This is a genomic window from Desulfosporosinus youngiae DSM 17734 (assembly GCF_000244895.1).
GTDB classification, from domain to species: Bacteria; Bacillota; Desulfitobacteriia; order Desulfitobacteriales; family Desulfitobacteriaceae; genus Desulfosporosinus; species Desulfosporosinus youngiae.
This window is the reverse complement of the sequence record NZ_CM001441.1, coordinates 3442479-3462985: the sequence shown is the minus strand read 5'-3', so window position 1 is coordinate 3462985 and position 20507 is coordinate 3442479. Positions and strand designations below refer to the sequence as shown.

Genomic DNA, 20507 nt, shown 5'->3' with positions numbered 1-20507 from the left:
AAGTTATCTAAGTTCAAGTCAATTAGATTTCATAATTAGGCCCGAATATCAATGGCGTTATTGCTTAGAATAGTTGCAGACTCTGTTGCTTGTACACGATTACTAATTTCATTGCTTGGGGTAGACTGTTTTGCTTGGATTTGTGCTTGAAGTTGGCTTATTTGAGCTTGTAATAGTTGAATCTTTTCCTGTTTGACTTTTTCGCTGTCCTCACTTTGATTCACAGTTTTGATTTGATTCTGAAGTTCTTTGATACGATCCGTGATTTGCTTTGCGGTATTATCATTACTTGAGATATAAGAACTATTAGATGTTGAAGAAACTGAGGAAATGTTCATCAGATGTTAAAACCTCCCAGCTATTGATTTTAAACTTATTGTACTTTACTATATAAATCTGAAAAATGGCTGAAAGTTAACTGAAAGTTTCCTGAAGATTTTGTACGATGTAAAGGACCAATGCGTTCCAGCATTGAGAAAAAATAAAGGAATGAGATAAGAATATGCCGGAATTACCTGAGGTTGAAACCATTCGACGAACATTAGCCCAGCACGTTACTGGTTTAGAGATTAGAGAAATAAAACTTATCTGGTCCTCTGCAGTCTGCGGTTGGGAAGATCAATCATTTGAATACCTGGTCACTGGTCGAAGAATTAAAACCATAGACCGCCGCGGTAAATACCTTTTAATTCGGCTGGATGAAGATTTGACCCTAATAGCTCATATGAGGATGACTGGGCGCTTGAATTATTACGCGGAAAGTCAAGAGCCGGAGAAGCATACTCATGTTGTTTTTCAATTGGAACATGGAGAAGTGCATTTCTCAGATGTGCGGAAATTCGGGCGTATTCAGGCGATACCAACTCAGCTTTGTATAAGCGGATCATCTTTATGTAAACTAGGTCCTGAGCCCTTGGAGGCAGAATTCACACCTGAAGTCTTAAAGGAACGTTTCGGGAAGAAAACCCTCTCCCTAAAAGCGGCCTTGCTCGATCAGCATGTGCTGGCAGGTTTGGGCAACATCTATGTAGATGAATCTCTTTTTCAAGCAGGAATATCTCCCGAACGCGGAGTAGATACTTTATCCGAGGAGGAAATCTCCAGACTCCATGGTGCTATTCGAAATGTGCTTCAAGCGGGAATCGATGCTCAGGGCACCTCTTTTCGGGATTATCGGGATGCCAATGGAGAAAAAGGATCCTTTGAACGGGCCTTGCAAGTGTACGGGCGGGGCGGGGAACCGTGTAAGCTGTGCGGGCAGGCGCTGGAACGAATTCGTCTTGCCGGCCGGACGACGGTCTTTTGTTCCAAGTGCCAGAGGTAGACTGATAAGACGGTTGCTTGATCACGGTCAATTTACGTCTGATTCTACGAATATGATTATAAATGGTGGTTTAGGAGAAAGCGTTTTACCAATAAGGTTTTACAATAGGCCGGAAATTGTACTGGTAAAATTAGTTTCCGCTGGTTAGCATTTGGAGAGATGTAACGACATATAGCAGAGAGGAAATGAATTGCGTTTGACACCTAAACGAAATGTAATCACCTATTCTTTCCTGAGTGTCACGGTTATGATACTTGGTTTATGCGCCAGAGGTTTTTCTGTCTATTTTCCGGGCTGGATTAATCTGTATTTAGGTGATGCCCTATGGGCGCTTATGGTCTTTTTCTTACTGGGACTTCTATTCAGGAGCAGGGAAACAAGATGGGTTGCGGTAGGCGCGCTCCTTTTTTCCTTTGCTATTGAATTCAGTCAATTGTACCATTCCCCTGGGGTTGATTTATTAAGAAAGACCAGGCTCGGCGGACTGGTTCTAGGTTATGGATTCTTGTGGAGTGATTTAATTTCCTATACGGCGGGAATTGGGATCGGAATCCTAATTGAGATTAGAGTTTTGCATTCTTACAGATTGGATTAATCCGTAAGTTAATGTTATTGGGTGATGTTTCCAAATCAGCCCGACCATTTTAATCGTTCATGAAAAAGCGAACATGGCTGTTGGTGGTGCTGGAATTGTTGGCGGTATGAGCCCGAAAGGTTATGTGGATGAAGAGGCCGATATTTGATAATAGTTGGCTTCGATAATAGGACTATTGTACCGTTTGTCAAAGAAGTACCTTTAAGTGTTTGTTTGAAAACAGTGTGTATGATATAGTAAAATTTATAGAAGCGTCATAACGTTTTCAAAGATTGAATGTTACTCAAGCTTCAAGAGGTACGGAGCAATAGAGCAGATATGAACGTAGAAGCAAGAGAACATCCCCTTGCTTCCACTGAAAATAAAGGGGCTATCTAGAGAAATGAGTGTTTTATTTTGCCGGGATTGCGGCGTTGATATATCGGGTGAGCCGCTTTTTCGGCGGATTAGTCTTGCCTTAGAAAATGGAGAAAAGGCAGCCTTGGTTGGTCCCAATGGAGCGGGTAAGACGACCCTGATTCGGGCTTGTTTAGGAGATGTGCGCTTAGAAAGCGGAGAAGCTCAAATTCTGGGTTCTTATGGATATCTGCCCCAGACTCCCATCGTAGAGGACGAGGGGACCGTTTTTGAGTGCGTAATCCAAGAACGGGCAGATTTACTGCAAATGCAGGAACAACTGCGTGAGCTGGAAGATAAAATGGCTTCCACGCCTAGTGAGAAAGTCATGGATCAATATGCAGCCTTAACTGAATCATTTGAACGCCAAGGAGGGTACGCTTTAGAAGCTTTGGTCAGAAGAATCCTGGCGGGACTGGGGCTTGAAGCGGAGGTTAATTCTCAGGTTGCGAGGCTGAGCGGAGGACAGAAGACAAGGTTGGCTTTGTGCAAGCTTTTGCTTAGAGCGCCCGAACTTTTGATTTTAGATGAGCCAACGAATCATTTGGACATCGCTGCAATGGAGTGGCTTGAAGGATATCTGCGGGATTATCCAGGTGCCCTGCTGATAGTTTCTCATGACCGCTACTTCTTAGATCGTACTGTTACGCGGGTTTTTTGCCTGGAAAACGGCGGGTTAAAAGGATATACGGGGAACTATTCGGAATACGAATTACTGAAAGTGTTAGAAGCAAAAACTTTAGGCCGGGAAGCCGAGCGTTTAGCGAATAAGATTGCTAAACTTGAGGAGTATGTCCGCAGAAATAAAGCTGGGGTTAATTCCAAGCAGGCTCGTGGACGTGAAAGTCAGTTGCAGAAACTTAAACCGATTCAGGTTGCCAAGACGGAACTCGGACTTTCTATTTCATTGGGAAATGGAGGACGAAGTGGAAATCGCGTTCTTTTAATAGAAGACCTCTCGATTTCCTTTGGTTCCCGAACGCTTTTTTCGAATGTTCAATTAGATCTGAGACGGGGAGATAAAGTAGCCCTATTGGGCAAAAATGGCGTAGGAAAAACCACCATTCTGAAGGCGATTCTTCATCAGGTTCCAGTAAAGGGAACGATTCGTTTGGGAGCGAATGTGAAAATTGCTTATTACTCACAGGAACATGAAAATTTAGGCACGACCGGAACTGTGATGGATGAGATCCGCAATGTCTCTAAATTGAAAGACCCGGAAATTCGAAATCTGCTGGCACGCTATGGTTTTCGAAAAGATGATGTTTTTAAATTGATTTCCGTACTGAGCGGCGGAGAGAAGAGCCGTTTGGCTTTATGCAAGCTTTTTTTAGAGCAAGGAAATTTACTTTTGCTGGATGAGCCGACCAATCACCTGGATGCGGAAACCCGGGGAGTGTTGGAGGACGCTCTTCAGGAATACGAAGGAACCGTACTCGTAGTTTCTCATGATCGCTACTTTTTAGATAAGGTTGTGAACAAGATTGCTGAACTCACACCACAGGGGCTGTTGCTTTTTGAGGGAGATTATACTGGGTTCAAGGATTATAAGCAACAAGAGGAAGCGAATCTTGTCCCCATCGAACGGAGTTCAAAGCCAAGTAACCTGGATCAGCAGGAAAGCCGCAATTTGGCACGTGAAAAAAAGCGGCTGAAGCAACTTGAGCTGGAAATTGAGGAGTTAGAAGAAGCTCTCCAATCTTTGGAAGAGGAACTTGCTATGGCGGGTACTAATTATGAATTGGCCATGAAACTCCATAATGAGTGCGAAAACGTTAAGCAGCGGAGAGATAATGCCCTAGAAGAATGGATTGCTGGAAATGATTGATTTCACCAAATAGCCTTTGATTCCATATATTATCCTGAAGTCGCAAGATGGAGGGATACATATTATGGGTGTAGCTTTACTTATGGCAGTGGCTTTAAGTTTGGATGGATTTGGAGTCGGATTGGCGTATGGGTTGCGCCGTATTCGTATTCCCATCAATTCACTTATTGCTATTGCAATGTGTACAGTTCTGGCAATGGGAATATCCATGCTCTTTGGTGGTTGGGTTACGTTATGGTTTGAGTTAATACAGGCACGTTTGCTGGGGGCTTCAATTTTGCTGACCTTAGGGATTTTTCAATTAGGGAAAGCAATCTGGAACCATAAAAAAGAAGCGTTTCCGGAAGCAGTTCCTGCGATGGCTATGGCCCAGCCCAATCCGGTTTTAGAGCCTGTATTCCGGTTTCAATTGCGTTTTTTCGGTTTAGTAATTCAGGTACTTAGAACGCCGGATATTGCCGATATTGATGGTTCCGGAGTCATTAGCCTGCGTGAGAGCTTTTTATTGGGGTGTGCTCTGGCAGTCGATGCTTTTGCCAGCGGAATAGGTGCTGCAATGGCGGGAATGACCATATCCGTTATTGGGATTGTGGCTTTAACACAAATTATGATGCTGCGTTTAGGTCAGCAAATGGCTGGCAAGATACCGGTTAACTGGACAAATATTGCGGAGTATTTGCCGGGCGCGGTATTAATCTTAATCGGTCTAGGAAAATTGATCTGAGGTGATATGGATGGTGAACATTGGACTGACCGGCGGAATCGGAAGCGGCAAATCCACAGTGGCCCAATGGTTTATAAAGCAGGGAGTACCAGTATTGGATGCCGACAAAACGGTACACCGTTTGCTGCAATCAGATCAAAGAACTATTTTAAGACTCATCGAAGAATTTGGCCCGGACATTCAAGCTGAAAATGGACAAATCGATCGCTCCAGATTGGGAAACGTGGTTTTTAAGGATGATGATGCACGAAAGCGCTTAGAGCGCATCGTGCACCCTCGCGTGGTGGAAAGTATGAATGAAGAAAGAGATGCCCTAAGCAATAACGGGGCTTTAGCTTGTGTATGGGATGTGCCTTTGCTTTACGAAGCAGGTTTTGACAAATTTGTGGATGAGGTTTGGGTGGTGTGGGTACCCCGTGACATACAAATTTCCCGTGTTCTTGCGCGGGACAAGCTCAGTCTTGACGAGGTGGAAGCCCGAATATCTGCCCAAGGCTCGTTAGAGGAAAAACGTCAGAGAGCGGATATTGTCATCGACAATTCGGGGAGCGAGAGTCAAACGACAGCTCAGCTTGAAGATGCTTGGGAAAAATTGCTGCAAAGACAAACGGATTATCAATCATAATAGTTGATGTGGTGTAAATAGATTAAGGATAATGACCTTCACAATTTGAGAAGAGGAGATGGGATGGCCATAAAGAAGCGTTGGGCAAATGGAAAAACAGTAAGTTTAATGATTATTTTGACGGTCCTATTGGGTTATAGTATATTTCAATTATCGGACCTGCAGAAGATTATCTATCCATATCCGCATCGGACAATCATAGAAAAGTATGCCGCTCAGTATGGAGTAGATCCTTTGTTTGTGCTTGCCGTAATCCGTGAGGAAAGCAAGTTTCTTCCCCAATCAGAATCCTATAAGGGTGCCAAAGGTTTAATGCAGCTGATGCCCAGCACAGCCCAATCGATTGCTGAAAGTATTGGGGATAAAGCCTATACTGACGAGGATTTACTGAACCCTGAGAAGAATATTCAATATGGAACCTGGTACCTTGCAAGTCTGCAAAAGTTATTCTCTAATAATCGTACCTTAGTGATCGCCGCTTATAATGGTGGAAGAGGTCATGTAAAGGAATGGATTGACACCGGTCAAATTGATCCTGAAAATATTCGTCAACAAGATATTCCCTTTAAAGAAACCCGGGATCATGTAGAGCGTGTTTTGAATAGTTATCAGAAATATATTAAACTTTACCGTACATAATCCATTAACTTAATAGCCTGCAGATGTTAATGAAGCAAACGAGTAAAGTGATTTTTCCTGATGGGAATTAAGAGATTTTTCTTGGCAGTTTGACGGCAACAACGAGGTCAGAGTGCTGGAATGTGAGGATAATTAGCAACGTCCCGGAGAATAAGCTATAGAAAGGAATGTGTCTTTTTGAAAGAAGTCGATCCCGAAGAAGTTCAAAAAATTCTTACGCGTCTGAAGACTGTGCGCGGGCATATAGCAGGAGTAGAACGCATGATAGAGGAGGATAAGAGTTGTGAAGACATATTATTGCAGCTTGTCGCTATCCGCTCTGCAGTGCATAAAACCTCTGTTATAATAGCAAAACATTATGCAAGTTCCTGTCTGCTGGAGGCCATTGACTCAGGGGAGGATCGTCAAGAGGTCCTAAGCAAGGCCATTGAAACTCTCATGACATTAAATCAATAACCTGAGACTGACCGGCATCCTTTTAGGGTGGCGGTTTTGTTTTTCTTTTATCAAATTTGGGGATGGATAAGCGTAACCATTCAAGAAATAATAAATCCAGAAATAATAAAGTTAAAAAAATAAATGTTTTTTGTTTTATACCAAATTTTTATTGATTTATTTGTCAAATTTGATATACTTTATTTGAGCATATGCCCAAAAGGAGCTGGTGTGATGCCAAGGCAACGTTGTTGTGGCCTGATCGACGATGCAATAGTCTGCCAAACGTTTATTCCTCTTGGACAATCCTGTTTGGAAGAGGTAAACATTAAGCTGGAGGAATTAGAGGCCATTCGTCTTAAAGACAAAGTGGGTTTGGATCAAGCCGAGTGTGCAGCGTCTATGGGGGTTTCCAGAGCTACGTTTCAGCGAATTTTAGGTTCTGCCAGATCAAAAATTGCTTCTGCATTAGTAGAAGGACGGCCTATAATCATTCGAGGTGGTCATTATTTGATGAAAAACCGGGTGTTTGAGTGTGTAGGATGCGGACATGTCTGGGAAGCTGCATCCTGTGCAGCAGGGGGTAAATATGGGTATGAGATCTCTTGCCCGATGTGTGGGAGCATGAAAAAAATGAGGCTCAACAACTGTCATCAAGAAAGGAATATCTAAGGTCGTTTGGTGCAGTCAGGAACGATTGATTCAAAAAGAATTTAGCGGGAGGTTTAGTTATGGCAAAGAAAATAGCAATTCCAACAAACGGTGAAGATTTAGATCCGCATTTCGGACGAGCTGCTGGGTTCACAGTGTTTGAAATCGAGGGAAATGAGGCTCGTTTTGTTGAATTACTAAGTTCGACAGGTCTTCAGCATCAGCATGCAGGTCTTGCCAATATGTTCAAAAGTAAAGGGGTCGAAGTCCTCGTATGCGGTGGTATCGGCGGAGGCATGATTAATGGTCTTCATGCGGTAGGACTTGAGGTTGTTTCGGGCGCATCGGGGAAAGTAGCTGATGTGGCGAAACGGTATGCTTCAGGTCAGATTGTCAGTACGAATGTGGTTTGTTCACACGATCATGGTCATGAGCATGGTCACCATCATCACTGAGGCGAATTTAAGTATTGGCATGAGTGATTGGACAGTCCTTGACAAGTAAAGAATTTGAGGAGTAAGATGAATTTTGGTTACTTATCCGTACAAGGGTAAATATTTTATTTAGAATGGGAGGCAGTTAAGTGAGCGAGTCATGTAGCAGCTGTGCTGCAGCAGGTTCATGCAACACAGAGAGTTGTTCTAGTGCGCCCCAATTAACCAAAGCTCAGAAAGCCAGTAACGTTAAGAAAGTTATTGCGGTCATGAGTGGAAAAGGTGGAGTCGGTAAATCGTCGGTAACAAGCATGCTGGCCGTAAGCCTTATGCGCCAAGGATATAAAGTAGGGGTATTGGACTCGGACATAACCGGCCCAAGTATTCCTAAGATCTTCGGGATTAAAGAAAGAGCGGGTGCCAGCCAGGGCGGCATTATTGCACCTACTAGCCGTGGCGGCATTAAAATCATGTCCCTAAATCTGATGATTGAAAATGAAGATGATCCGGTAATTTTACGCGGGCCATTGATTACTCAGGTTGTCAATCAGTTTTGGACGGATGTTATCTGGGGACAGCTGGATTATCTCTTAATTGATATGCCTCCCGGTACCGGGGACGTAGCTATCACAATCTTCCAATCCCTGCCGATTAATGGAGTTGTAATGGTAACAAGCCCGCAGGCTCTGGCCAATATGGTGGTACGTAAAGCAATCAAGATGGTCAGAAACTATGAACCGCCTATTTATGGGTTAATTGAAAATATGGCTTATGTTCAATGCCCGGATTGCAATAAAAAGATTGAGGTCTTCGGGAAACCTCAAGGGGAAGCAGAAGCTAAGCGCTCATCTCTTCCATTCTTAGGTGCACTTCCTCTTGATCCTGTTTTAGCGACCTTATCGGACGAGGGGAAAATCGAAGACTATCAATCACCGGAGTTTGATCAGATTGCACTTAACTTAGCAGAACAGATTAAGCAGGGCAATGAAAATATTTTTGCCTAATTAACAACTAATATTATAGATATTATTCATAAGGGGGTGCAGCAACCGGCTTTTCAGTTGCTGCACCCCCTTTTTAAGTGGCGGATCTCTTATTTGAATCCGAAGGAACTTCCATTTAATCCATAGGAGGCTGATTAGTTATCTGCGAAGTTCTAATTCCGCTTTTAATTCTGAGATAGAATCCTTTAAGGTTTGGGTTTGAACTTCATATCGCTTTACGGTATGGCCGGGAAGATGCAGACCGGTCTGTTTAAGAACAAAGCTTCGCTCTTCTTCTAACTCTTCAAGTTCTTCAGACAATGTTTGCAGACGTCTTGACAAATCTTCGTTGCTTAATGAGGATAAATCACCCATAGTTAATCTCTCCTTTGCCCTCGATGGCATCATTATAGTATAGGGCAGTGATTTTGGATGTCCTATCTCTGACGTTTATCGATCAGATATTTAAGCCAAAGATAGATAGAGTTTAAGGGGTTGACAAAAGAGAACCGGGAGAATATATTAAAACATAATACCTCGTGGGGGTATCTAAGCCGGCTTCACGCCGCATCGGCTGAGCAGGCCGCTGAGCGAAACCGTGTGTTCGCTGGAAGGGAGTTTGAGACAGATGGCTGCGTTCATTTTAGAAAAGCTGTGTCGGGGGTGCAAACGCTGTGTTAATGCCTGCCCTGTACAAGCCATTACTATGCTTTCACATCTTCCGGTGGTAGATCCCGCGATTTGTATCGAGTGTGAAACTTGTATGGAACAGTGTATGCATGGCGCTATTACGTTTGTTGTGCCAGAGGAGGGAACGTTGGATGGATAATAAAGAACAAAGGATCGATGGACCCGGACAACCCATAGATCAGCAGGAGCTGATGCGCCAGCTTAATATTGTAGAGAAAAAGTTAGCTGACGTAAAAGCGCGCTGGCCTTATCATTCTGTTCAGCCAAGGCTGGTGGCTGAACGAGAGGATTTAGAAGAGGAACGGGAGAGATTGCTGAACTTGCTTACATAAAAAGCAGCCGGCTCGCTGCCGGCTACTTTTGTTACGGTTTATTTATTCTAAAATAGCACCCTTATTTCCAGACGTTACTGCGGCGGCATATCTTGAAAGATATCCGGTGGTAATTCTCGGCTTTCTAGGCTTCCAGGCCGCTCGTCGTTTTTCTAGTTCTGAGTCACTAACTTTAAAATTAATCTCATTAGCCATAATGTCAATTTGGATAATATCTCCGTTTTCTATCAAAGCGATATTGCCGCCTACCGCTGCTTCAGGGGAAACATGACCGATTGCCGCGCCTCTGGTTGCACCGCTGAATCGTCCGTCGGTGATCAAGGCGACGCTCTCTCCCAGTCCATGTCCCATGATAGCTGAAGTAGGATTTAACATTTCCCTCATACCTGGTCCGCCTTTAGGGCCTTCATACCGGATCACCACAACATCTCCTGATACGATTTGACCGGAATTAATCGCCTGCATGGCGTCTTCCTCGCAATCAAATACTTTTGCAGGGCCTTCGTGTTTTAACATTTCCGGGGCAACGGCGGAGCGTTTGACAACACAGGAGTCAGGAGCCAGATTCCCTTTCAATACGGCGATTCCGCCTGTTTTACTGTAAGGGTTCTCGACAGGTCTGATCACCTCGGTATTTTTATTAATGCAGCCGGCAATGTTCTCTCCGACGGTTTTGCCTGAGCAAGTTATTATATCGGTCTTAAGCAAACCTAATTTGTTGACTTCATTCATGACTGCGTAGATGCCGCCGGCTTCATCGAGCTCTTCTACAAAGTTATGCCCGGCAGGGGCGAGGTGGCAGAGATTCGGGGTTTTGTCACTAATGGCATTAGCGATATCCAGATCTAATTCAATGCCGCATTCATGAGCAATCGCAGGAAGATGCAGCATACTGTTCGTACTGCAGCCTAAGGCCATATCTAAGGTCAGGGCATTTTCAAAGGCATCTTTAGTCATAATATCTCTAGGCCGGATAGTTTGTTTCAGCAGCTCCATAATCTGCATACCTGCGTGCTTTGCCAGCTGAATCCGGGCCGAATAAACAGCAGGGATCGTGCCGTTGCCTTTTAATCCCATTCCCAATACTTCTGTCAGGCAGTTCATACTGTTGGCAGTATACATGCCTGAACAGGAGCCACAGGTCGGGCAGCCTTTATTTTCATATTCCTGTAGTTTTTCCTTAGTGATTTTTCCCGCCTGGTATTCGCTGACTGCTTCTGAGACATTAGAAAAGCTGATTTTCTGCCCATCCACTTTACCGGCAAGCATCGGTCCGCCGCTGACAAAAATGGTCGGAATGTTTAATCTTGCTGCAGCCATTAACAATCCAGGAACGTTTTTATCACAGTTGGGAACCATAACCAAAGCATCAAAGGCATGAGCTAAGGTCATGGCTTCTGTAGAGTCGGCAATCAATTCTCTGGTGACAAGTGAATATTTCATTCCTTGATGTCCCATGGCAAGACCGTCACATACAGCAATGGCAGGGAATACAAGTGGAGTACCTCCGGCCATGGCGACACCCAACTTTACAGCATCGACAATTTTATCCAGATTCATATGCCCCGGGACGATATCGTTTTTCGAGCTAACAATGCCGATTAAGGGACGTTCGATTTCCTCATTAGTCAATCCCAGCGCGTGAAATAAGGCGCGGTGTGGGGAAGTTTTGGTTACTGCATCACTATTCATAATACAAACACCTCTTTAATGTAGTTGTATAACTGCATTATATCTTGTATGATGTCCAATGTCTATCTGAAAATTATACGAATCTTTCCTCAGTCTTCAGTAATCCCAAAGCCTCTCATGGCATGGATGATATGCAGTTTCATAGCAAGTTTAGCCCCCTCGGCATCCCGCTTTGCTAAAAACTCCATGATCATCCGATGGTCATTTAAGGTATTCTGCACCATTTCTTCATTGGAGTCAGACAAAAGGACTCCCTTGTCAATGGCCTGATAAAGTATCGGCATCAAACGATTCATAAACTCGTTGTGAGTTGCCTTGGCAATTGATTTGTGAAAGGCTTGCTCTACCTCCGTACGATCTTCCTTTTTCAAAATCTTTTCTTCTTCCAGCCTGCCATAATATAAGATGCGCTCAAGTTCTTTATCAGTAGCTCGTTTGGCAGCATAATAGGCTGATTGGGGTTCAAAGATCAGCCGCATTTCATAGAGATCTTTGACGCCAAGCTGTAAGGATGAAAGCTCTTTCAGGCCAAACTCCTCGTTTAACTCCTGATTATTCTTTACATAAGTTCCTTTCCCGCGTTGGATTTCCAAAACATTATGTGCGGCTAAAATGCGAATTGCTTCCCGTAAAGTTGTGCGGCTTACCTGTAAAACTGCGGAAAGCTCATTTTCATTAGGGAGCTTATCGCCCTTGGCGAACTTTTTGTCTATGGTAATCATCGCCAGAATATCATCCGCTATAGTTTCTGCCAGACTTCTTCCTTCTCTTGTCATAAGAACCTCCCAATATGTCTGTTCAATTTATTGTACCAGACATCTTTTTAAACACAAGATGTCTGATGTCTGAAAATATTCCCACAAGAGAGGAATTGAAGTTAAAATGGTGAGATAATACATTGACTGGAGGTGTACAGATGATCATTCGTGAAATGATCCTTGAAGATGTTCCTCAACTTGCCCGGATTTATAAACAATTTTGGAATGAAGAGTCGTCTGTTGAAATCATGAGCAAGAACTTTGTCAAGTTTCATGAGGATGGTTCACACTTATTACTTAGTGCGGTAGAAAACAATCAGTTAATAGGTTCGGTGATGGGGATTATCTGCGGGGAGCTGTATGGAGATTGCAAACCTTTTATGGTATTGGAAAACATGATCGTTGATAGCAGGTACAGAAATAATGGAGTCGGGAAAGCACTGATATCTGAATTGGAAAAAATAGCTTCTGAAAAAAATTGTTCACAAATTATTCTTGTTACTGAAGCCGATAGGATTGAGGCGTGTAAATTTTACGAATCTGCAGGATATAATCCTGATACACATAAGGGATACAAAAAGAAACTAAATGATGGTTGAAGAAAGGGAAGACTAACAATGAAATATGAGTGGAAAAAACAAGCCAAGGAATTGTATTTGCCAAAGAATAAGCCTGAACTTGTTACGATTCCGGATTTTAAGTTCTTTATGATTGATGGAAAAGGTAATCCTAACTCCGAAGAGTTTTCTGAAGCTATCGGAGCGCTGTATTCTTTAGCTTATGCCGTCAAAATGTTGCCCAAAAAAAACAGTATTCCTGAGGGGTATTATGATTTCACGGTTTTTCCTCTTGAAGGAGTCTGGGATCTGGCGGAAGAAGCACGAACTAAGGAAGTATTGGATAAAAACAGTTTGATCTACACTATCATGATCAGGCAGCCTGATTTTGTAACAGAGAAGTTAGCTCAGGAAGTCATAAATAGTGTAAAATTAAAAAAACCTCACCCGTTGCTTGATCAAGTAAGATTTGATTCCTTAGAAGAGGGACTTTGTGTACAAATGTTACATCAGGGATCTTACGATGATGAGCCAAGGAGTTTTGCAATCATGGAAGATTATTGTGTGCAAAATAATCTAAGACGCTTATCAAAGATTCACAGAGAGATTTATCTTTCAGATGTGCGTAAAACCCAGCCGGAGAAGCTTAAAACAGTCCTGCGGTTTAATGTTGAGTATCATGGTGCGTTTGCAGAGTAAGAATTTTATTTCCCATTACAGAAACGTGAAATTGTAGTTAAGGGGTACATAATTAATGCTGAGAGTAGAAACTATTAAAAGAATCTGTAATTTAGGGACAGGCACAATTGGTCCGAGTATAACCCTTACATTTGCCATGGCCGGCTATCAGGTCTTTATGTTTGGTCGTTCCGATGCCAGCGTTAAGCGCGGCTTTCAAAGAATCGAGACTATCCTGGGAAGTTTCTGTGAAAATAATATTATTCAAAAAAACCAGGTCCCTGAGATAATGGGACGGATAAAGGGTGTGACAACATTAGAAGAAGCAGCAGAGGGAGCAGACTTTGTCATCGAGGGGATCGTTGAAAACCTGATTGCGAAACAAGAGGTTTTTGGGAAAATGGAAGAGCTTTGCCCTGCTAATACCGTGTTTGCTTCAAGTACTTCCGGTCTTAGTCCTACTTTAATTGCAGAGAAGCTGGACCATAAGGACCGCTTTGTCGCAGCTCATTTTTGGAATCCGCCCCATCTTATACCTTTGGTTGAAGTAGTCCCGGGGAAGCACACTTCCCAAAAAACCGTTGATTTTACGGCTCAACTAATGGAGAAGGTTGGGAAGAAACCTGTGGTATTAAATAGGGAAGCTTTGGGATTTATCGGTAATCGCCTGCAGTTTGCGATGCTTCGGGAAGCTCTGTACCTTATTGAGTCAGGAATTGCAACTAAAGAAGCAGTTGATACCACGATTAAATACACTTTAGGACGCCGCTTAGCTGCCACAGGCCCATTTGAAAGTGCTGACTTAAGTGGTCTGGATATTATCAATAATATTGCTTCTTACCTTTTTGAAGATCTTTGCAATCACTCCCATGTGTCGCCAATACTAAGAGAGCTGGTTGACCAAGGAAATCTTGGCGCTAAGAATGGTTCTGGTTTTTACGAATGGACCATAGACGAACTGACCAAAATTAATAAAATCCGTGAAAATGACTTAATTCAGTGGCTGAATAAAGATAAAACAGGCAGGAACCCTTGAATGAACTTGTTTATGATCTTGGAGGAAGAGTTTTTTAGTTTATGATAATTGAAGGGAGAATTTACATGAATTTTGAGTATAAGCTGAATGAGCAGGATCTGGTGGACTTTAATCTTTTCCATATTACCTATTCCAAATTGTCCAGGCGGTCGTATTTTATTCAACGGTATGTACTCTCCTTATCCTTTTTAGTCCTCCCCTTCTTACTCAGGAGATTTACAAATCTGCCATTAGGGTACTGGTTCGTTGTTTTCATACTCCTGTATGTGTATTGGGTGGCTGTCTATCCGAAACGTTTAAAGAAAATTGTTTCCAGGAAAATTTCAAAGATGCTTGCCGGCGGGAAAAATAACAGTGTGGTGGGAACTCACAGCTTAGCGATCTCTGGCAGTGAGATTATCGATAAAAGTGAATACAGTGAAGCAAGGACTCAGTTCAGTGATATTGAAAACATTGTTGAGGACAAGGAACATATTTTTGTCTATGTAAATTCGAATTCGGCACATATCATTCCCCTTAGAATATTCGAAAATGAGAATCAGAAGCAGGAGTTTTTAACACTTTTGCGTCAGAAGGCTGGTAAAACAGATGGAGTCTTAAAGAAATAGAAGGATAAATAAACGGTGATAATAAGAAAATAACTCAACTTACAAAAAGGGAGGTACTATTGATGGCAGAAGAGCTTCATACCTTAAAAGATCACTATGAATTAGCGATTATCGGTTGTGGACCCGCCGGAATGTCAGCAGCCCTTAATGCGAAAATACGTAATCGTGATTTTGTTTTACTGGGTTCCGAAGTTTGTAGCCCGAAGCTCTCCAAAGCTCCGCAAGTTGACAATTGGCTTGGCTTCCCGGAAATAGGTGGTGAAGAATTGCGCCAGCGCTTCCTGAAGCATGTAACGGAAAAGGAAATACCGATAACACAATTTAAAGTGACCAATATTTATCCTGGGCCGCCCTATATCCTTATGGGAAAAGACAAATCCTTTGAAGCAGATACCGTGATTATTGCTACAGGCGTTTCAGCGGGAAAACTATTGCCAGGCGAAGCCGAATTGTTGGGTAAAGGAGTAGGGTATTGCGCGACGTGTGACGGTCCTCTCTATAAAAACAAACAAGTCGCTATTATTGCTTACCATCAAGAAGGAGAAGAAGAAGCTAATTATATGGCCGGTATCTGCTCAAACGTTTACTATATTCCATATTACCGCGACATTTTAAAGCTTGACCCACGAATTGAGGTTATTAAGGCCAAGGTTGAAAAAATCATTGGGGATCAAGCTGTGCGGCAGCTTGACCTCGGAAAAGAAACCTTAGAGGTTGATGGGGTATTCATCCTGAGAGATACCCTGCCTGCCGAGCAGCTAGTGCCAGGCTTGGAAATGGAAGATACAGCAATTAAAGTCAACCATAAACTGGAGACAAGCTTGCCGGGCTTATTTGCCGCCGGAGATTGTACGGGCCAACCTTATCAGTTGATCAAAGCGGCAGGAGAAGGTGGTACCGCTGCTTTGCAGGCTGTCAAATATTTAGATAATCAAAAATCAACGAGTCCTATTCACTAAAGGATAAAAGCCCGCTGTCTGCAGACTTTCATTTGACTTAGCAAACAGCGGGCTTTTATATTACTGTAGTTTCTTGAACAACCATAGAGGCAATTTCCCTAAAATATCATGATCTTTTAATGAGTTCAGCCCTGAATTGTCCTTTAAGACCATGCCAAGTAACCCAAAGGCTTTTTGAACCGCCTCGGTTATACTCGGCGGAAGAGGAAATTGTTCGGAATTTTTTTGTGCGGAAATCTCTTTTTTCTTATTCTCGAGGGGTTTAATTATAAGGTCTGAAAATTGTTTTTCTGAAATAGGAGAGTCTTCTTTCTCAGATAGCCCTTGCGTGTCATCAATCACCCTGTTTTTCCTGAATAGTCGAATAGACTCGTAATTATTCATTTAAATGAACCTCTTTTCTATAAAAAATACCAAAAAATGTTATTTGTATAAGATATGTAAGACAGCATCCATTTGTTTATCTATCTCAAATTTACAGGGCATGTCACCGTTTGTCCTCTTTTTCATATATTGCAGAAAAGGACAAACGGAGGGCTTTCTTGATGAATAATAAAAACAAGAAATCATTAATGGCTCTTCCTCAAGTTATTGGGGTAGGTCAGGGTCTTAAGGAAATTGGGGGAGTCACAACAGAACAAAAAGCAATTATTGTTTTAGTAAAAAGAAAATTACCATTGGACCAATTAAAAAAGCATCAGCTAGTTCCCAAAACCCTGAATGGAACAGTAACTGATGTTATTGAAGTCGGGGATATGCAGGCATTTTCAGCAGGAAATCCTGCATATGCTATTCTAAGCTACCCAAGGCGTATGCGGCCGGCTGCTCCGGGTGTCAGTATTGGGCATTATCTTACGACAGCAGGAACCTTTGGAGCGGTTGTATATGACCGCAAGAGTGGGCAACCACTTATCCTATCTAACAACCACGTTTTGGCCAATTCCTCCAACGGCAGAGACAGGAGGGCAAAAATAGGGGATTTGATTCTTCAACCTGGAGCAATTGATGGTGGAAGTACATCGGCAGATGGAATTGCCCGATTGAAGAAATATGTTGCATTAAATGAGTATCCTACAAGAAACCATGTTGATTGTGCTTTAGCGCAACCCCTGAACAATGAACTGATTATCCCTGAGATCCTGGAAATTGGCTTAGTTCGAGGGACTGAAACAGCAAAAATAGGTATGAATGTTAAAAAGACTGGGCGGACGACCGGACTGACCACCGGCAGAATCAGAGCAGTTAATGTCGAGCTTAATGTCGGCTATGGGAGAGGTCGAACCCTGAATTTTCAAAACCAAATTTTAACCACAAATATGTCTGCAGGAGGGGATAGCGGATCTTTAGTTCTGGAGGAAAATAATCGTGCAGTTGGGCTTTTGTTTGCAGGTTCAGGTCAGGCAACCCTCTTAAATCCAATTCAAACGGTGTTAAGCTTACTGGATATTGAGTTTTAAGACCAAGGAGGGCTTCGTTTTTAGTTTGTGTCAGAGTATGCTGAAAGCCCGTGGAGGCAATTCATGAATTGACCCTACGGGCTTTCTTAATATCAGAAATCCATGCCGCTGTGCGGCACCAGCAGAGGATGAAAACGAGCCTTACCTCCTCTCCATGCAATGGGTTCACTTCTGTAGGCGAAGCTGCCTTGCTTTTGGGTCTGTGAGATTCTTTAGGGTACCCTTTCATTTACTAATCGATATAGCGGTCATGCTTGTATCAAAATCCCAAACGTTTGGGATTTTGGACAAACGCAGAAGTTTGGCTCCAGCCAAGTTTTCTGACTTTCTGTGTCATCCCTGATAAAGATAGGCTTTATGCGTACCTGATTATCTTAACTTTGAGATGGAATAAAAAAAGCCCACCTTTAACGGTGGACTCGTTGAAAATGGATCTTTAGAGAGCGAAAATGACAACACCAATTAGAAAAAGAATAAAACCGACAATGGATGTGACGGGACCGGAGGTTGGAGAACCGATGAGAAAAAGACCAATTCCGGCAGAAAAAGCACCGATCAACAGACCGATATTATTAAATGGGAAGGATTGAATGGCAGCTTCTTCATCTTCGGAAATAACTATATCCGGCATTGCAAGTCCCCCTATAGTCTGTATTGGTCCTGCCAAAGAGCAAGTCCTGATATAGGCTATGTGGAGGACGTACATGTTGTTACCTGATTGGGGAAGATGAAGCTCCGGCGGAATCAATCTCAAGGATCATGGCCTGTGCATTGATTCCATGTGTCGCAAGCGTGGATATCATAGTTTGAGATACATCTGTCTTAGAGTTGCTGGGAATAAGAGCTAACAAGGTGGGGCCGGAACCGCTGAGAGCGGCACCATAGGCTCCTGCCTGAAGGGCAGCTTCAAGAGTTTCGAGTAAGCCGGGAATAAGTGCAGCACGTTGACTTTGGTGAAGTGTGTCACGCATTCCCTCCTTTAGCAGAGCATACTCTTCGCGAATAAAGGCTTCTGTGAGCAGTGAGACGTGGGAAATATTAAAAACCGCATCCTTACGCTGAACTTGCGGAGCTAAGATTCCCCGTGCTCTTTTGGTATTCAAGTGTGTATCGGGGATTATGACAACCCCTTTCAGATTAGGGGATTGAGCCAGAACTCTGGGAAGTACACCATTTTCCGTAGGCACAGACAAAGTGACTCCGCCATATAAAGCAGGGGTTACATTGTCAGGATGTCCTTCCAGGGCATCAGCTACCTGAAGCAGCTCCAGCTTTGTATAGGGTGATCCGGCAATTATGTTCGCCGCTACGAGTCCGCCAACGATGGCTGCCGAACTGCTTCCTAAGCCCCGGGCCGGAGGAATGAAGTTTTCAAAGGTCAAATCAACTGTGGGAGTAGGATAATGGATAAGGTCCCAAAAATGGCACATGGTTCTCCAGACAAGATTGCTTTCGTCCGCGGGTATACCATCTAGATAAGATCCGGCCAACGAAATCCGGAAGGGCCGCTTAGTTTCGACGGTAATCCTGTTGTATAGTTGAAGGGCCATGCCCATGCAGTCAAATCCAGGCCCGAGATTGGCGGAGGTGGCTGGTATTTTAACTTGAAACATCATATTCCTCCCTGAACTAATCTTCCTTTTCAAAACGGATGACATTATCAATACTCAGGACTTTGCTATAAGCTCTAACAGAATCAAGGGCTTCCTGAAGTTCGCCTTCACGGCAGGGATGGGTCAGGAGGACAATCTCCGCCTGATGCTCGCCGCGCTGCTTTTGAATGATTGAGGCGAAGCTGATATTTGCTTCTGCAAAAAGTAAAGCAAGAGTAGCCAGGACACGGGGTTCGTCTTTAACAAGAAGGCGAATATAAAATGCGGTATGGAAATCAGAAGCGGCCTTGATCGGCAAGTCGAGATAACATGTACAGTTACTGGAAGGGGTTGATTTGGTTTGGATATTGCGGACGATACGCATAATATCTGATACAATCGCACTTCCGGTGGGAAGAGATCCTGCACCTCTGCCATAAAACATGGTTTCTCCAACAGCATCTCCTACGACATAAATAGCGTTGAAAACACCGCTGACAGAAGCAAGAGGATGGTTAAGCGGCAATATAGCCGGATGAACCCGAACTTCGATTCCCTCTGAGTGGTGTTTAGCAATGGCTAACAATTTGATAGTACAGCCCAGCTCGGCTGCATAAGCCAGATCTTCACGAGTAATTTTCGAAATACCTTCCACAAAAACGTCCTTAAGGGCAACACGTGAGTTAAAGGCGATGGAAGCAAGAATGGCAAGTTTACGTGCAGCATCCAGGCCGTCAACATCGGAAGAAGGGTTAGCTTCGGCGTACCCTAATTGTTGTGCTTCGGCAAGGACTTCCGCATACTCACGCCCCTGCTCAGCCATGGCCGTGAGAATATAGTTTGTTGTTCCGTTGATAATCCCAAGCACTTCTGTAATATGGTTGGCTGCTAAAGAATCTTTCAGAGCTGCAATAATCGGAATTCCCCCTCCGACACTGGCTTCGAAGCAGAGATCCTTCCCTGCTGCATCGGCAGCTTCAAGGAGTTCATGACCATGCAGTGCTATTAAGTCCTTATTGGCAGTAACGACATTTTTTCCGTGTTCCAAAGCTTCTAAGATAAAGGTACGAGCAGGTTCTATTCCTCCCATTACTTCTACAATAATGTCGATATCAGGGTCATGAAGAACCTCTTCAGATTGATCAGTGAGGAGATAGTCTCCGCTTACATCCCGTTCACGGTCAAGATCACGGTCCAGGATTGCTTTGATTTGCAGTTCGCAATTGGTACGTGTTTGAATATCCTTAGCATTTTGCTGTAATACTTTCACTACCCCGCATCCTACAGTGCCTAAACCCAATATGCCTATGTTAATTGGCATGAAGAACAACTCCTCTCGAAAAAACAAATGTACCTACATAGTGGACATTATACCTTGTACCCTCTAACTTTGACAAGGAAATTCTAGAGGAAATTCCCCATAATTACAGTAAATTAGGGTTGACACTGAGTGAGGTATTCTGTATCATATACACAACGTTCCCTAAAATGAATGTAATATAACAGATAAGGAA

26 protein-coding genes and 1 pseudogene are annotated in these 20507 nt (G+C 43.2%); 19 read left to right on the top strand and 8 right to left on the bottom strand.

Annotated elements, in window-relative coordinates; all coding sequences use genetic code 11:
- Positions 1-35 precede the first annotated feature (35 nt).
- Complete coding sequence (locus DESYODRAFT_RS16160; protein ID WP_007784743.1) at positions 36-338, bottom strand: FlxA-like family protein; 303 nt, start codon at positions 336-338, stop codon at positions 36-38.
- A gap of 164 nt (positions 339-502) precedes the next feature.
- Between DESYODRAFT_RS16160 and mutM the strand changes: the two genes are divergently transcribed.
- From mutM to DESYODRAFT_RS16110, 11 genes and pseudogenes are all read left to right on the top strand, one after another.
- Positions 503-1324 (top strand): bifunctional DNA-formamidopyrimidine glycosylase/DNA-(apurinic or apyrimidinic site) lyase, encoded by an 822-nt coding sequence (mutM, locus tag DESYODRAFT_RS16155; protein WP_007784742.1) that lies wholly within the window; start codon positions 503-505, stop codon positions 1322-1324.
- A 19-nt stretch (positions 1325-1343) separates the two neighbouring features.
- A pseudogene (locus tag DESYODRAFT_RS29260) lies at positions 1344-1472 on the top strand (metallophosphoesterase); the annotation flags it as partial.
- 48 nt (positions 1473-1520) lie between these two features.
- Entirely contained in the window at positions 1521-1919 is a 399-nt protein-coding gene (locus DESYODRAFT_RS16150; RefSeq protein WP_169315949.1) for a ribosomal maturation YjgA family protein, read from the top strand.
- A gap of 382 nt (positions 1920-2301) precedes the next feature.
- Positions 2302-4143, top strand: coding sequence for an ABC-F family ATP-binding cassette domain-containing protein (locus DESYODRAFT_RS16145; protein WP_007784740.1), 1842 nt, complete (start codon positions 2302-2304; stop codon positions 4141-4143).
- Between the two features lie 64 nt (positions 4144-4207).
- The gene (ytaF, locus tag DESYODRAFT_RS16140) at positions 4208-4867 is read left to right on the top strand and encodes a sporulation membrane protein YtaF (protein WP_007784739.1); all 660 of its coding nucleotides are present in this window, start codon (positions 4208-4210) and stop codon (positions 4865-4867) included.
- Positions 4868-4877: 10 nt separating this feature from the next.
- Positions 4878-5492, top strand: a complete 615-nt coding sequence (coaE, locus tag DESYODRAFT_RS16135; protein WP_007784738.1) for a dephospho-CoA kinase — start codon at positions 4878-4880, stop codon at positions 5490-5492.
- A gap of 63 nt (positions 5493-5555) precedes the next feature.
- A complete protein-coding gene (locus DESYODRAFT_RS16130) occupies positions 5556-6131 on the top strand; it encodes a lytic transglycosylase domain-containing protein (protein WP_007784737.1) in 576 nt (191 codons plus the stop codon).
- Between the two features lie 177 nt (positions 6132-6308).
- On the top strand, positions 6309-6587 hold the full coding sequence (locus tag DESYODRAFT_RS16125; protein ID WP_007784736.1) for a metal-sensitive transcriptional regulator: 279 nt from the start codon (positions 6309-6311) through the stop codon (positions 6585-6587).
- 213 nt (positions 6588-6800) lie between these two features.
- A complete protein-coding gene (locus DESYODRAFT_RS16120; protein ID WP_007784735.1) occupies positions 6801-7238 on the top strand; it encodes a DUF134 domain-containing protein in 438 nt (145 codons plus the stop codon).
- A 59-nt stretch (positions 7239-7297) separates the two neighbouring features.
- Complete coding sequence (locus tag DESYODRAFT_RS16115) at positions 7298-7672, top strand: NifB/NifX family molybdenum-iron cluster-binding protein (protein WP_007784733.1); 375 nt, start codon at positions 7298-7300, stop codon at positions 7670-7672.
- A 128-nt stretch (positions 7673-7800) separates the two neighbouring features.
- Positions 7801-8655, top strand: coding sequence for an Mrp/NBP35 family ATP-binding protein (locus DESYODRAFT_RS16110; RefSeq protein ID WP_007784732.1), 855 nt, complete (start codon positions 7801-7803; stop codon positions 8653-8655).
- Between the two features lie 138 nt (positions 8656-8793).
- On the opposite strand, the gene DESYODRAFT_RS16105 is transcribed toward DESYODRAFT_RS16110, so the two are convergent.
- Positions 8794-9009 carry a hypothetical protein gene (locus DESYODRAFT_RS16105; protein ID WP_007784730.1) on the bottom strand — a complete coding sequence of 72 codons (216 nt, stop codon included), beginning with the start codon at positions 9007-9009 and terminating at the stop codon, positions 8794-8796.
- Between the two features lie 253 nt (positions 9010-9262).
- Between DESYODRAFT_RS16105 and DESYODRAFT_RS16100 the strand changes: the two genes are divergently transcribed.
- Complete coding sequence (locus tag DESYODRAFT_RS16100) at positions 9263-9463, top strand: DUF362 domain-containing protein (protein WP_042338679.1); 201 nt, start codon at positions 9263-9265, stop codon at positions 9461-9463.
- Complete coding sequence (locus DESYODRAFT_RS16095; protein ID WP_007784729.1) at positions 9456-9656, top strand: hypothetical protein; 201 nt, start codon at positions 9456-9458, stop codon at positions 9654-9656. Before DESYODRAFT_RS16100 ends, DESYODRAFT_RS16095 begins: the two co-directional genes overlap by 8 nt.
- A 42-nt stretch (positions 9657-9698) precedes the next feature.
- Here the strand turns inward: DESYODRAFT_RS16095 and ilvD are convergent, their stop codons facing one another.
- Entirely contained in the window at positions 9699-11348 is a 1650-nt protein-coding gene (gene ilvD, locus DESYODRAFT_RS16090; protein WP_007784728.1) for a dihydroxy-acid dehydratase, read from the bottom strand.
- Positions 11349-11437: 89 nt separating this feature from the next.
- On the bottom strand, positions 11438-12124 hold the full coding sequence (locus tag DESYODRAFT_RS16085) for a FadR/GntR family transcriptional regulator (protein ID WP_007784726.1): 687 nt from the start codon (positions 12122-12124) through the stop codon (positions 11438-11440).
- Positions 12125-12264: 140 nt separating this feature from the next.
- On the opposite strand from DESYODRAFT_RS16085, the gene DESYODRAFT_RS16080 reads away from it, so the two are divergent.
- From DESYODRAFT_RS16080 to DESYODRAFT_RS16060, 5 genes are all read left to right on the top strand, one after another.
- Positions 12265-12705: a GNAT family N-acetyltransferase gene (locus DESYODRAFT_RS16080; RefSeq protein ID WP_007784724.1), complete on the top strand. Its 441-nt coding sequence runs from the start codon at positions 12265-12267 to the stop codon at positions 12703-12705.
- An 18-nt stretch (positions 12706-12723) separates the two neighbouring features.
- Positions 12724-13362 carry a GyrI-like domain-containing protein gene (locus tag DESYODRAFT_RS16075; protein ID WP_007784721.1) on the top strand — a complete coding sequence of 213 codons (639 nt, stop codon included), beginning with the start codon at positions 12724-12726 and terminating at the stop codon, positions 13360-13362.
- A gap of 55 nt (positions 13363-13417) precedes the next feature.
- The gene (locus DESYODRAFT_RS16070; RefSeq protein ID WP_007784719.1) at positions 13418-14377 is read left to right on the top strand and encodes a 3-hydroxyacyl-CoA dehydrogenase family protein; all 960 of its coding nucleotides are present in this window, start codon (positions 13418-13420) and stop codon (positions 14375-14377) included.
- 65 nt (positions 14378-14442) lie between these two features.
- Positions 14443-14985: a YcxB family protein gene (locus DESYODRAFT_RS16065; protein ID WP_007784718.1), complete on the top strand. Its 543-nt coding sequence runs from the start codon at positions 14443-14445 to the stop codon at positions 14983-14985.
- A gap of 62 nt (positions 14986-15047) precedes the next feature.
- Positions 15048-15944, top strand: coding sequence for an NAD(P)/FAD-dependent oxidoreductase (locus tag DESYODRAFT_RS16060; RefSeq protein ID WP_007784716.1), 897 nt, complete (start codon positions 15048-15050; stop codon positions 15942-15944).
- Positions 15945-16004: 60 nt separating this feature from the next.
- Here DESYODRAFT_RS16060 and DESYODRAFT_RS16055 read toward each other — a convergent pair whose 3' ends face one another.
- Positions 16005-16328 carry a hypothetical protein gene (locus DESYODRAFT_RS16055; protein WP_007784715.1) on the bottom strand — a complete coding sequence of 108 codons (324 nt, stop codon included), beginning with the start codon at positions 16326-16328 and terminating at the stop codon, positions 16005-16007.
- 161 nt (positions 16329-16489) lie between these two features.
- Here DESYODRAFT_RS16055 and DESYODRAFT_RS16050 point away from each other — a divergent pair, with 161 nt between their 5' ends.
- Positions 16490-17401 carry a chymotrypsin family serine protease gene (locus DESYODRAFT_RS16050; protein ID WP_007784713.1) on the top strand — a complete coding sequence of 304 codons (912 nt, stop codon included), beginning with the start codon at positions 16490-16492 and terminating at the stop codon, positions 17399-17401.
- A gap of 436 nt (positions 17402-17837) precedes the next feature.
- Here DESYODRAFT_RS16050 and DESYODRAFT_RS16045 read toward each other — a convergent pair whose 3' ends face one another.
- From DESYODRAFT_RS16045 to DESYODRAFT_RS16035, 3 genes are all read right to left on the bottom strand, one after another.
- The gene (locus tag DESYODRAFT_RS16045; RefSeq protein WP_007784712.1) at positions 17838-18032 is read right to left on the bottom strand and encodes a hypothetical protein; all 195 of its coding nucleotides are present in this window, start codon (positions 18030-18032) and stop codon (positions 17838-17840) included.
- 79 nt (positions 18033-18111) lie between these two features.
- Positions 18112-19014, bottom strand: coding sequence for a homoserine kinase (gene thrB, locus DESYODRAFT_RS16040; protein WP_007784710.1), 903 nt, complete (start codon positions 19012-19014; stop codon positions 18112-18114).
- A 16-nt stretch (positions 19015-19030) separates the two neighbouring features.
- A complete protein-coding gene (locus tag DESYODRAFT_RS16035; protein WP_007784708.1) occupies positions 19031-20314 on the bottom strand; it encodes a homoserine dehydrogenase in 1284 nt (427 codons plus the stop codon).
- Positions 20315-20507 lie beyond the last annotated feature (193 nt).